The sequence below is a fragment of the Sporomusa aerivorans genome, assembly GCF_041428895.1.
Classification (GTDB): domain Bacteria; phylum Bacillota; class Negativicutes; order Sporomusales; family Sporomusaceae; genus Sporomusa; species Sporomusa aerivorans.
In genome coordinates this window covers 257,040-269,241 of the sequence record NZ_CP156926.1, presented here as the reverse complement: position 1 = coordinate 269,241, position 12,202 = coordinate 257,040, and the positions used below count along the sequence as shown (strand labels likewise).

The window sequence follows — 12,202 nt, the reverse complement described above, 5'->3', positions numbered from 1 at the left end:
TTCACTGAACGCGGGTTTTTCATTTTTGCAGCAGCTATTTATTTGCCAATAAACGCCTGAACAACATAGACAAAACTAAATTTGCCAGCGCTGAATGGGGCACACTAGCAACCAGGAGGTGATTAGTATGGGCAACATTTACGACAATAATCAAAAATCCCCCCATGGCCCTTCGGGTCAGCCGCAGAATCAACAAGGACCGTACGGCGGCAAAGACACCGATAGCCTGACTAGTAAAAAAGCTGCTGCCGTAATGCCCCCAACGAAGGATATCAAGGCCCGGCCCAAACAATAATAGGACGACAAAAACGGGAGAGGACGTCATATCTGACGTCCTCTGCGTTTTTGTCGTCCCAAAAGCATGCCTGCTTCCCCATTGTTATACAGGTGTTCAATATGGGCAATATCACTAGCCGGTAATCCATATATTTCATAAATCACCTGATTCATCTGATTGTATACCTCAGTAAACTCTGTCAACAAACGGCAGCTATCCGGAGTTTTCTCTGCGTATGGCGTGAGACCGGCTGTAAGAGTTTCTAACTGCCCGCCTATCCGGGTCAGCTTGCCGTGCTGCCCGGGATTAATTACAAGCGGCAGCTTTTCCACTGTCTCAATATCAACCTGCGCCATGGGGCGGCCTTTTTCCAGCGTCACAGTATGGTAATAAAAATTCAGGAGCCGGGAATTCAGGAGACAAACCAGGTATTCCAGGCTAATACCAGCCTGTAAGACGGCAATCGAATGAATATTATTCAAATGATATAAGCCAGAGCAGTCCACCGCGGCAATCAGGCAATCCCCTGTTTGCCGCAAAAAAATCTTATTGCCGGCCATAACAGTTGCATCCCAGCCACCTTTGTTTAGTTTCGCCGGGTTAACATCAAGCCAATCCTCCTGATACACCAGGCCGAATGGTATAATTTGCGCCGATGACGTAAGCCCCGGCCGCCAGGTATCTCCCAGTTTATTTTTACTTTTTATATCTGCTTGCACGCTAAGCGAGCGCATGCCTGTCCTGATTTTGGTTAAGTCTCCAAACCGCCGGGGCGCTTGTTCCATCTTTTCGACAATAGCTTTGTCCTGCGCGCTAAAAAACAGTCGAAACCGTTTATATACCTGTTCTGAAAAATAGTTCTGACTGTATTGAAAAGAAATGACCGGCCGGTCACTATCAGCCAGTTTTGTTATTAAAACTGTGTCTGCCGGTTTAGCTGGCACGGCAGTGTTTTTCCGTAAAATCGTAATAGCCGGAACACCGACCAGTACCCCATTAAATACCTTGTCGGCAACTAACGTAAGTTCCTGTATCGAACAAGTAGCCAAGATATACTCGCGAATTTTGGAATAGTATCGCCCTAAGAGGTAACTGTCAGGGGTAATAAAACCCAAGAAACCTCCGGACTTTAGCGCCGTAATGCCTCTTTCCAAAAAAAGGGCGTAATAACTCAGCTTGTACTGGGCCGAATACGGATACTTCGCCCGCAAGTAAGCAGAGTGATCGGCAGTCATTTTACCGACCCGGTTCAAACCGAAACTGACATAGGGCGGATTGCCAATAACACAATCATACTGCCGAGTCCAAAATTCGGCCAGGCGATGCTGCACAGCGCCTGCAGCATCCTTCCGGGAGACATCTCGTGGGTTTTCCCAGCGGACCAAACTATCACAGACGATAAGATTGTTACTTGCCAATTCGCACCAGCGGCCGACATCTTTTTCCCCAAGCCTGCGCTCAGCCTGCCGTACAGCCTGCTCATCCACATCGGCCCCGAACAGACAGTGGCTGATAATATGATAATGCAGGTTTTCCCGGCGCCAGTAACGCCGGCCGTCAAGCGACGCGATGTCTGAACCGCTGCGAATCCGATATTGCCGGGCGGCATACCGATCTTGCAATACCGGCAAGTTATCGGTCAGTTTGGCAAGCAACATATCATAAGCCCGCACTAAAAAATTTCCTGAGCCACAGGCAGGGTCCAGCACCTTAGGCGCCGGGTTCTGCACTATATCATGCTTTGCCAATGTCCGCTCCAAAATATAGTCGACGATATGAGTCGGCGTGTAAAAAACGCCTGCGGCTTTGCGGGCACTGCGACAGAGGGTGGGATTATTTCCTGCTGGCAATTCGAAGCCTCCTGACACCAAAACTATAAAAAAATAGTTCGCCACAATTCCATTTGTTCCTGTTAGTGCTAATGCCGAGAAATAAAATGGTTTGCGCCGAGGCTTGAACGAGAGCAAAAAAAAGACTTGGCTGGTGCCAAGTCTTCACGCCGGCGGAAACCTTAGTTGTTCTTATATAACGCAGTTGCTTATTTAATCGGGGTTTTGGGCATTCCCAGCCGGAATTTCCCCCTGGTTTCAAGACCGCCCACGCCGTCAACCCCTGTTACGGATGCTGTGATAGCGTCACTCACGTCGACGGTTTTATTAATGGGGGTGAAAGCGACTTTCTCAGCAATAAAAACCGGGTCATAGGCGTGGATAAAAATACGGTTGGGCGAACTGGCAAAATTAGCTCCAGATGATAAAATAGCCTCAAAATGAGACTGACAGGCACCTGCAAAAATAACCAAGTCATCACGGGAGGGCTCAAATGTACGGGCTTTTTTCACTGCTGCAACAAAATGCTTGGAATTGCGGTAGTTGTTAATGTCGCTAATATCTTTCTCCTTCTCCTTCTTTCCATTTCCCGCCAGGGCATCATGACCGGTAAGTACTAAAATATCCGGCCGGATTTCTTCCAATAAGCCGATAACTACTTCAGGCTGTTTGGATTCTTCAACCCAGCGCCCCTCAGCCTCAATATTAAGCTGACTATACGTCTTCAGGCACATTCTCATATATTCTTCGTCGCCGTCCAAATGCAGCACCCGGCCGGGCAAATCGAAAAAAGAGAATTTTTTAGTGGATTCCGCTCGCCTTAATTCCAGTTGCTCGCGTTCACGGCTCCGGCGAACCATAACCCGGCGCAGGGTTTCATTATGAATGCTCTCCATACGGATAATTTCATTCCGCAAATGCTCAGCCTCTATTCTTTCCAGATCATCTATGGGCGAATCAGCCATTAACCTTAGGTGCAGGCCTTTTAAAACACAGTGGGTTTGCTGTGTATTGTCAACAAAGATATCAGCAACCTTAAAAACAATATCGCCGCCATGCGACTTCCTGATGACTAGGTCACCTACTTGAATGTCCACTTGGTTTCCCCCCTCAGCTAGCCTATAACTATTACATCCTATGTAGCGGCTGACTATTATGCCACAAAATTACTATTGCAGGCGGGTGTCAAACCTCTTATCTCCACTATATACTATAGTGAGCCCCCATGAGACTGCTTTCATTGTGGCATATTACACGCATTCTTACTCCGAGGTGATGGACGTGATTTGCGTGGTCGTTCCGGCCAAAAATGAGGGAGGGCGCATTACCACCGTTCTGCAAAATTTGGGAACTTTGCCTATTGACCACATCATCTTGGTAGCCAATGGTTCCAAGGACAGCACAATGCGTGAGGTTTTAGCAATGCGTCTCCCTAAACTACAGATTATCTATTTTCACGAATGTTTAGGAATTGATATTCCCCGCGCGATCGGCGCTAAGGTGGCTCTTGCTCTAGGCAGCGATGTCGTAGCTTTTGTTGACGGCGACATGGTTGGAACATTCAACGAGAATTTGATGGAGCTGGTTGACGGTGTACTGTTAAAGCATCTGGACATGGCACTAACCAACTGTTACCCTTCCCCGCCGCGTCATATCGAACGGTATAACCCCACTTTTCAGTGGCGGCTTACGCTAAACAAGGAACTGGGGCTGGATAAAAAAATCAGCCTGGCCAGCCCGGCCCATGGTCCCCACGCAGTGTCCCGCCGTCTTCTGGAAACAATCTCATTGCGCGAGTTGGCTGTTCCCCCGGTCACTATGGCGCTGGCGCGTCTGCACAAGTTAAAAATAGATGTAGCAACAACAATCCCCCATTACCGTCTGGGTTCATCAGTAAAAAATCAAATTCATACCAACAAAATTATTGATACCATCGTCGGCGACTGTCTGGAGGCGATTGCGGCTTTTCATGACCAGAGCCGCAATCGCCAATGGCAGAGCAAAACTTATTTAGGTTATCATATTGACCGCCGTTTTGATTTATTAGACCTGTTTTTGAACGAAAAGCCCTGCTCCAAATGAGCAGGGCTTTTGTCTTATTCATAAAATAAGCTCGCATTATTACGAACTCGCCAGATCGCTCCAGGCATTGGCAACAGCAGCAAATTCCTCGAGCGAAAGTTGTTCGCCGCGACGAATACCATCAACTCCGGCCTGACCGAGTACCTGATCAAGGGCATCCTTACCCAGGCCGCCGGCTTTAAGTGCATTGGCCAGTGTCTTGCGCCGCTGGGCAAAGGCTGCTTTAACCACGCGGAAAAACATCTTTTCACTGGTCACCTGCACAGGCGGCTCGTTGCGCACAGTACACCGGATAACGGCCGATTCTACCGCCGGTGGCGGAATAAAGGCGGTTGGCGGTACAATAAACATAATTTCCGGCACAGTATAATACTGGACAGCAACTGATAATGCCCCGTAGTCTTTACCGCCCGGCTTGGCTACCATCCGTTCGGCGACTTCTTTTTGAACCATGGTAACTAAGAGTTCGACAGGCAGTCGCTCTTCCAGGAACTTCATGATAATAGGTGTCGTAATATAGTAGGGCAAATTAGCGACAACTTTGTAGTTTGCTTGACCTATTTCCCGGGAAATGTCAATTTTTAAAATATCCCCATGTACAACTTTGACATTATTATACCCTTCCAGCGTTTTGGCAAGCACACTGAGCAAACGGCGATCCAGTTCCACTGTCGTCACCGCAGCGCCACTTTCGGCCAATCCTTGGGTTAAGGTGCCAATTCCCGGTCCTATTTCCAAAACGGTATCGCCCTGTTCAACTTGTGCCGCGGCTACAATACCATCAACAACATTACCGTCAATCAGAAAATTCTGTCCTAGCTTTTTGCTCATGTGGATGCCAAAAGTCTTCAGGATGTGTAAAGTCACATCTTTTTGGGCAATACGCGGCTTAATCGCCATAAGCTGGTTCCTCCGCATCTGTACTTGGGCTAATTGCTCCATCCAGGCTATGTAATGCTTGCTCAAATTCTTTACGGGTAATGCCATAATGATTCAGCCGGTATAAAAAACTCTTAGCATTGGCATAGCCAATGCCTAATTTTTCACCCAGTGCGGCACGGCGGACCGTTGCATCAGGCACGCCGTTCAGACTGGCAGCCATAATATCCTGCCAGTCAAACTCACTGGCAGGCTGCCATTCATGCAGCCTGACTTTACTCAGTGCATTTTTGATAGCAGCCGGACTGGCCTGCTCAATGCCGATATCATTGTTAGCATTTGCTTGCTCTCTCGGAACAAAGGCATGTTTGGCGTCAGGGAAGCGGGTAGTTAAATATTTTCGAATACGTTCACCGGCGCTATCCGGATCTGTAAGGATGATAATTCCCCGGCGCTTATAAGCGTCCTCAATCCTGCTCAAGGTCCGCGGCAGGAGGTTAAAACCTTCAGTAGCAATACATTCGGCATCCACTGCCCGTTTGACAGCGGCAATATCCTGCTTGCCCTCTACGACAATTACTTCTCTAATCATGATACACTCCAAATAGTAACTTCATGCAATATGAATATATTACCACACTTACTTGCTTTTTATCTACTTTATATAAAGAAAACACAGCCTAAACCAGCCCTTGGGCGAATGCAAAAGACTATGTTGTTTTAACCCTGGAGGAGTTAAAACAACATCGGCGCCAAACTGCACCAGGCATTTGTATTGATTATATCTATAGATTAAGAATCGTCCAGCGCCCAGTTCCGTCCAGGGTCAATTTCTTGCTATGATATTGATTTAGTGTTCCCCTGTGGCCAACGCTGATCATGGTCGTACCCGGCAGCCGTTCCCGCAGCAGGGTATATAAGGCCCGCTCGGTTGGTTCATCCAGAGCCGATGTCGCCTCGTCCATAAACAGCCATTCCGGCTGCTGAATAAGAGCCCTTACAAAAGCAATACGCTGCTGCTCACCTAAAGACAGCACATGTGACCAGTCGGCAACTGTGTCAAGCCGTTTCTGTAACCGCTCCAGCTTGCAAAGCGACATTGCAGTACAAATTTCCTCGTCGGTAACCGAACTGTTTGTGCTGGGATACAGCAGCACATCCCGCAGCGTTCCCAGCGGCAAATAAGATTTCTGCGGCAAAAATAAGCAATCCTGGTTTGCGGGTATCTCAATTGACCCCTGAGCATACGGCCATAAACCGGACAGCGTTCTAAGCAGCGTACTTTTGCCGCTGCCTGACGGTCCGGCCACCAGCAGCGAATCACCGGCCGTCAGCTTCAAAGTAAGGCCGGACAGCAGCTCATGTCCATCAGGCAGGTGGATGCTAATGTCTGTAACAGTCAGAGCCGGAGCAGATGCTTTCGTAACAACAGAACCGGCATCAGGCAGCTCTCTGACCTTATTCATATTGCCGGTAAAACCGCTAAGACGGTCGACGACCGATTTCCATTCGGCCAAAAGCGGATAACTGTCAACAAAGAAGGATAAAGCATCCTGTACCTTGCCAAAAGCCTGCACAACCTGCAGCAAACCGCCAAGCTGAATTTCTTTGGCGAAATATCTCGGAGCACCTACGAGGAATGGAAAAATTATAGCGATTTGCCCGTAGCCGGAGGTAAACCAGGTCAGTTGTTTCTGCCGTTGCATGATCTGCCAGAAATTCCTTAAAACGCGATCGAAACGATCCATAAATCCTTGACCTTCTTTGGCCTCACCGCCGTAAAAGGCAATACTTTCACTGTTCTCTCTGAGCCGTACCAGACTGAAACGAAAATCAGCCTCAAAACGCTGCTGGTCAAAATTAAGCCTGGTCAACGGCTTGCCGATTTTATGTGTGAGCCAGGTACCGACAATGGCGTACAGAATAGCCACCCACACCATGTAGCCGCTGATTGTGATTTCTTTTCCACCGAGCGGAATAGTCAGCGACCCGGATAGTTCCCACAAAATAGCAATAAAAGAAACCAGCGTAACAACAGCCTTTAACAGCCCCAGTGACAATCTCAGGGTATAATTAGTAAACAGGCGCAGATCCTCACTGATACGTTGATCAGGGTTATCTGTTTTATCACCGGTAAGCTGCAACCGGTAGTAAGTCCGGTCCTGCAGCCAATTGTCCAGATACTTTTTGGTCAGCCAGCGCCGCCATTTTATTTCCAGCATCTGCTGCAGGTAAAGCTGGTATACGGCCACAATAATATAGATAGTGGCCAGTATGGCAAATTCCCCCTGGGCACTGAAAAATTCATCCAGGTCCAAATTCTGCAGAGAGTTATAAAAACGGTTATACCATTTGTTGATTAGTACCAGTATGTAAACATAAGCTAAGTTAAGGGTCACAATGACCGCGGTAAGACCCCGGGCGCGCCACTTTTCCTCCGAATACCAGTAATCAATAATGAGCGCCCAGCTGCTTTTCAAAAAATCGAGATTGAAATTGGCCAATAATACCAGTCCCCTCGCCACTGATTATATTGTGGATAGTTCGCTGCCGCTTCAAGCGACTCCTTCCATAGGTTTCAAAAATAAGCACTGCCCGGATGAAGAAAAAGTGGCAGGGCCGTTGCCCTGTCACTTTTCTTCTTTACTCAGCCAGCTCATACACTTTTACTGTCCTGCGGCCAAACCGCCAGGCTTCACTGGCATTTTCCATACACAAGTCAATCTTCTCCCCTACAATGGCTCCGCCGGTATCGGCAGCAAGACCTAAGCCATAGCCGGGAATAAATACCCGGGTTCCAAGGGGAATTACATCCGGATCAACGGCAACAATACCGCGCCGGGCAGCAATCCCGGTAGCCGTCAGTCCCTGCGCAGATCCATCAGTCGGCAGGTAGGCCGAAGCTTCCATATAACGGACGTTGCGAAATCGCATGGTTCCGCGCGAAGTATCGATTGTATCCCGCGTACCAACCCGAATAATCTGTGGTTTGGAACTAACGGCGACAATCTCGGAAAGCACATCGGCACTAACCCGGGAGCCATCCTCAAACCGGACACGAACAGTCGCCTTCTTGACACCGTTCTCACCGGCTTGAACAGTTTCTTCCACGCCCTTTTCCAGGGTCGGATCAGGCTGACGGATAACCTGGTACAAATCAGGAACTTCTTGCTCTTCGATTTTTTCCGATAACGCGACGGCCTTGACAACCATGCCGCTTACCGGCCTGGAATCCTCTGCCGGCGTAAGCCGGACTTTGTCCCGAGGTATACCCGCCTGATCGGCAACCTCACGTATAGTAGGCTTGCCTGTAACCAAATTAATGGATTTTCCTTGATAATTGACCGTTACCGGTACTGCGCGAAATACTTCAATTACTGTTCCAGTAGTTACGCTGGCTGTTGATAACCTGAATTCGTCGTCAGGGTTTAGCGTAATTCCGGCTTGTTTTAAAATTTTATACGGACTTTTGTACAAGGTATTAACTGTATAGCTTTGACCGTCTGTAATAACCTGTACCTTTTCATGCGCCCAAACAAATCCGGTTGCCAGCAGTGATGCCAGTAGCAGTGCGACAATCAGCATTGCTCTGCCTTTGCCATGTTTCTCCAACATGGAATTTCCATCACTCATGAATACCCCCCTTTCTCTGAGCCTAGCAATTATACCATAACATGGTTATATAGTCAAACAATCCCTTTATTTTTCCCATGATTATCCATTTGTTAATAACAGTATTTCCAATATATGTAATTATTATACAGCAGCAATTACAGTTGTCTGGTCCGAACAGGTAATTTTGACCAACAAAAAAATTCAGCGAACATTACATTACTGTAAAATATTCGCCGAATTTCCATTTTATTCCTTGTTGAGCTCTGTTTTATTTCCATAAAGGAAACTTGAACTTTATTCAGGTATACTAAACAACCGCTTCGTATTGGCTGTAGCCGCCGCTGCCAGAACGCCAAAATCCATCCCCCTCGCCCGCGCAACTTCCTCGGCGGTATAACGTACGTAAGCCGGTTCATTGCGCCGGCCACGGTATGGCTGGGGTGTCAGATAAGGGCAGTCAGTTTCCACAAGCAAGCGTTCCAGCGGTATGTTTGCCGCCACTTCTTTGAGTTTACCGTCTTTGGCATACGTTACCGGCCCGGCAAAGGAAACGTAGAAACCCAGCTTAATGACTTCTTTCGCCATCTCCAGACTGCCGGAAAAGCAATGAAACACACCAGTAACGCCTTTGGCTTCTTTCTTGACAATGGAAAGCACATCCCCATGAGCATCACGGTCATGAATAATAATAGGTTTTTTAAGCTGTTTTGCCACATCAATCTGGCGAATAAATACCGCTTGCTGAATCTCGCGGGGTGACAAATTATAATAATAGTCAAGACCGATCTCACCAATGGCCACAACTTTAGGTAACAGACTCCAGGCTGCCAGCTGTTCATAATCGCTGGCCTTAGCCCCTTGGGCATCATGCGGGTGAATACCGACTGCAGCGTAAATCAGGGCATTTTCCTCGGCCAGGGCAATGGACCGGGCCGAGGATTCCATGCAGGCCCCGGCATTGATAATCCCTACAAGTCCGGCCTCGGCCGCCCGCTGGATAACCTCGGTACGATCGGCGTCAAATCGTTTATCATCGATATGGGCGTGAGAATCAAACAGCATCTTACTTCACCTTGCTGCCTGGCGGCATGTCGGCAGTAACCAGTTGCAATTTGTCATCACAGGAAGCGGCCAGAACCATTCCCCGGGATTCAATTCCCCGGATTTTAGCCGGTTTCAGATTAACTACCATAACGACATTCTGGCCGACAAGCTGCTCCGGCTCATAATGTTTGGCAATTCCGGAGATAATCGTACGTTGCTCGCTGCCCAAATCCACAGTTAGCAGCAGTAACTTATCGGCCTTTTTTACCTTCTCGGCAGCTAACACCCTGGCCACCCGCAAATCAACTTTTGCAAACTCGTCAATAGTAATTTCCGGGGTTGCGGGTTGAGCAGGAGCCGTGACAGCGATAGCCGCCTCTGCCGGCTGGGCCTCAGCCTCGGCGATCGGTTGTTCTTCAATACGCGGGAAGATAGGCTCCGCTTTAGCAACTACCGTTCCTGCCGGTAACCGTCCCCAGGCCTGAGCATCACTTAATTTTATGCTGGCAAAGTCGTCTTTTAGACCAAGCTGCTGCCAAATTCTCGGGGCAGTAAGTGGCATAAACGGTGAAATTAAGACGGCAACCATGCGCAGCACCTCTGCCAGGTTATACAGCACAGTATTAAGCCGGCCTTTTTTCGCCGGGTCTTTAGCCAATGCCCACGGACCGGTCTCGTCAATATATTTGTTGGTACGTCCAATCAGCGCCCATACTTCTTTTAATGCAGTATTAATATCCTGATGCTCCATATGCTTTTCGTACTGAGCAGCAGTGCTGCGCGCCAGTTCGATAAGCTCCTGGTCAATGGCCTCCACATCACCGGGAGCCTCAATAACTCCGCCGTTAAAGCGGCCGATCATACTGAGACTGCGATGCAGAAGGTTGCCAAGATCATTGGCCAAATCAGCATTTATCCGGTTAATCAATGCGTCGCGCGAGAAGTTGCCGTCAAGCCCCAGGGTAATTTCCCTAAGCAGAAAATAGCGGATGGCGTCGGCGCCAAATTCATCAATCAGGGCGATAGGATCAATTACGTTGCCCTTAGATTTGGACATCTTATCGCCTTCTACCACCAGCCAGCCATGACCGTACACCATTTTCGGCAGCGGAGCGCCCAGCGCCATCAGGATAATCGGCCAGATAATACTGTGAAAACGGACAATTTCCTTACCTACCAAATGAATATCAGCCGGCCAGTATTTATCAAACTTTTCCCGGTCATTCAGATAACCGGCAGCCGTGATATAGTTGGTCAAAGCATCAAACCATACATAGACAACATGCTTGGTGTCAAAAGGTACCGGGATGCCCCAGTCGAATGTTGTCCGCGAAACACACAAATCTTCCAGGCCGCCCTTAATGAAGTTTATCATTTCGTTCCGCCGGGAAGTCGGCTGAATGAAGTCAGGATTTTCTTCGATGTATTTGAGCAGACGGTCCTGGTATTTGGACATGCGGAAAAAGTAGCTTTCTTCCTTGACAATCTCGACAGGGCGGCCGCAATCCGGACATTTGCCGTCATTTAACTGCCGCTCCAGCCAGAACGTCTCACAGGGTGTACAATACCACCCCTCATATTCGGCTTTATAAATATCACCCTGATCATAAATTTTCTGAAATACGGCTTGCACCAGCTCATGATGGCGGCGTTCGGTGGTACGGATAAAATCGTCATTGGAAATATTAAGTTTTTCCCATAAATGTTTGAACGAAGCTACAATTTTGTCCACATATGCCAGGGGGGTCGTATTGTTCTCTTCGGCCTTACGTTGAATCTTCTGACCATGCTCATCAGAACCTGTTAAAAAGAACACATCAAAGCCGGCCAACCGCTTATACCGGGCAATGGTATCGGCAATTGTGGTGCAGTAGGCATGCCCAATATGCAGCCGGTCACTGGGGTAATAAATGGGCGTTGTAATATAAAAGGGTTTTTTCGACATAATGTCCTCCTTCAGCAAACGTGTTTAATATATTTTACCAATTATAGACATTGGTAATTTGATTGTCAATAGTTGTATTTTTCGACATAAAGTAGTATTATATGACAGGGAATAGTAGTTTTATACACATTAGCTACCAATTTTTTAAAAAAATTTTATAATCTGTAAAAAACTGGGTTGACAAGCATTGTAACATTTGGTATTATTTAGTTGAGCGGGTTTTGTCGAATATTGTTAGTTAATTGTGATTTTACTATGTAGCGTGAAGGGAGAAAAAGAAATGAAATCAACTGGGATTGTACGTAAAGTGGACGAGCTGGGTAGGGTAGTTATTCCTATCGAATTACGCCGCACTCTTGATATCGAAGAAAAAGATGCGCTGGAGATCTATGTTGACAGCGACCGCATCATCCTCCGGAAGTACGAGCCGGCTTGTGTTTTCTGTGGTAATGCCGCCGATGTAACCAACTTCAAAGGCAAAAATGTCTGCAAAGACTGCCTGGAATCCATGGGTCAAAAAGCTGTATAATA

At 47.8% G+C, this 12,202-nt stretch carries 11 protein-coding genes; 3 read left to right on the top strand and 8 right to left on the bottom strand.

What is annotated here, in order from left to right:
• The first annotated feature begins 127 nt into the window (after positions 1-127).
• Entirely contained in the window at positions 128-295 is a 168-nt protein-coding gene (locus SATMO3_RS01125; protein WP_371376307.1) for a hypothetical protein, read from the top strand.
• A 26-nt stretch (positions 296-321) separates the two neighbouring features.
• Here SATMO3_RS01125 and SATMO3_RS01120 read toward each other — a convergent pair whose 3' ends face one another.
• Both SATMO3_RS01120 and yabG read right to left on the bottom strand, forming a co-directional pair.
• Positions 322-2,127, bottom strand: a complete 1,806-nt coding sequence (locus SATMO3_RS01120) for an Eco57I restriction-modification methylase domain-containing protein (protein ID WP_371376304.1) — start codon at positions 2,125-2,127, stop codon at positions 322-324.
• Between the two features lie 188 nt (positions 2,128-2,315).
• A complete protein-coding gene (gene yabG / locus SATMO3_RS01115; protein WP_371376302.1) occupies positions 2,316-3,203 on the bottom strand; it encodes a sporulation peptidase YabG in 888 nt (295 codons plus the stop codon).
• Between the two features lie 184 nt (positions 3,204-3,387).
• On the opposite strand from yabG, the gene SATMO3_RS01110 reads away from it, so the two are divergent.
• Positions 3,388-4,188 (top strand): glycosyltransferase family 2 protein, encoded by an 801-nt coding sequence (locus tag SATMO3_RS01110; protein ID WP_371376299.1) that lies wholly within the window; start codon positions 3,388-3,390, stop codon positions 4,186-4,188.
• A 39-nt stretch (positions 4,189-4,227) separates the two neighbouring features.
• Here SATMO3_RS01110 and rsmA read toward each other — a convergent pair whose 3' ends face one another.
• From rsmA to metG, 6 genes are all read right to left on the bottom strand, one after another.
• Positions 4,228-5,088, bottom strand: a complete 861-nt coding sequence (gene rsmA, locus SATMO3_RS01105) for a 16S rRNA (adenine(1518)-N(6)/adenine(1519)-N(6))-dimethyltransferase RsmA (protein ID WP_371376297.1) — start codon at positions 5,086-5,088, stop codon at positions 4,228-4,230.
• Positions 5,078-5,659 (bottom strand): ribonuclease M5, encoded by a 582-nt coding sequence (gene rnmV, locus SATMO3_RS01100; protein WP_371376294.1) that lies wholly within the window; start codon positions 5,657-5,659, stop codon positions 5,078-5,080. Before rnmV ends, rsmA begins: the two co-directional genes overlap by 11 nt.
• Positions 5,660-5,852: 193 nt before the next feature.
• Positions 5,853-7,571 (bottom strand): ABC transporter ATP-binding protein/permease, encoded by a 1,719-nt coding sequence (locus SATMO3_RS01095; RefSeq protein ID WP_371376291.1) that lies wholly within the window; start codon positions 7,569-7,571, stop codon positions 5,853-5,855.
• Between the two features lie 139 nt (positions 7,572-7,710).
• Positions 7,711-8,700, bottom strand: a complete 990-nt coding sequence (locus SATMO3_RS01090) for a 3D domain-containing protein (RefSeq protein ID WP_371376288.1) — start codon at positions 8,698-8,700, stop codon at positions 7,711-7,713.
• A 276-nt stretch (positions 8,701-8,976) separates the two neighbouring features.
• Positions 8,977-9,744, bottom strand: coding sequence for a TatD family hydrolase (locus tag SATMO3_RS01085; RefSeq protein WP_371376286.1), 768 nt, complete (start codon positions 9,742-9,744; stop codon positions 8,977-8,979).
• 1 nt (position 9,745) lies between these two features.
• Positions 9,746-11,671 (bottom strand): methionine--tRNA ligase, encoded by a 1,926-nt coding sequence (metG, locus tag SATMO3_RS01080; protein WP_371376284.1) that lies wholly within the window; start codon positions 11,669-11,671, stop codon positions 9,746-9,748.
• 280 nt (positions 11,672-11,951) lie between these two features.
• Between metG and SATMO3_RS01075 the strand changes: the two genes are divergently transcribed.
• Positions 11,952-12,200 carry an AbrB/MazE/SpoVT family DNA-binding domain-containing protein gene (locus SATMO3_RS01075; RefSeq protein ID WP_371376281.1) on the top strand — a complete coding sequence of 83 codons (249 nt, stop codon included), beginning with the start codon at positions 11,952-11,954 and terminating at the stop codon, positions 12,198-12,200.
• The last annotated feature ends 2 nt before the right edge of the window (positions 12,201-12,202 follow it).

Excerpts from the sequence above, each read along its gene's own strand:
- SATMO3_RS01125 (WP_371376307.1), top strand. The coding sequence starts at position 128 with ATGGGCAACATTTACGACAATAATCAAAAATCCCCCCATGGCCCTTCG.
- rsmA (WP_371376297.1), bottom strand. The coding sequence starts at position 5,088 with ATGGCGATTAAGCCGCGTATTGCCCAAAAAGATGTGACTTTACACATC.
- rnmV (WP_371376294.1), bottom strand. The coding sequence starts at position 5,659 with ATGATTAGAGAAGTAATTGTCGTAGAGGGCAAGCAGGATATTGCCGCT.
- SATMO3_RS01090 (WP_371376288.1), bottom strand. The coding sequence starts at position 8,700 with ATGAGTGATGGAAATTCCATGTTGGAGAAACATGGCAAAGGCAGAGCA.
- SATMO3_RS01085 (WP_371376286.1), bottom strand. The coding sequence starts at position 9,744 with ATGCTGTTTGATTCTCACGCCCATATCGATGATAAACGATTTGACGCC.
- metG (WP_371376284.1), bottom strand. The coding sequence starts at position 11,671 with ATGTCGAAAAAACCCTTTTATATTACAACGCCCATTTATTACCCCAGT.
- SATMO3_RS01075 (WP_371376281.1), top strand. The coding sequence starts at position 11,952 with ATGAAATCAACTGGGATTGTACGTAAAGTGGACGAGCTGGGTAGGGTA.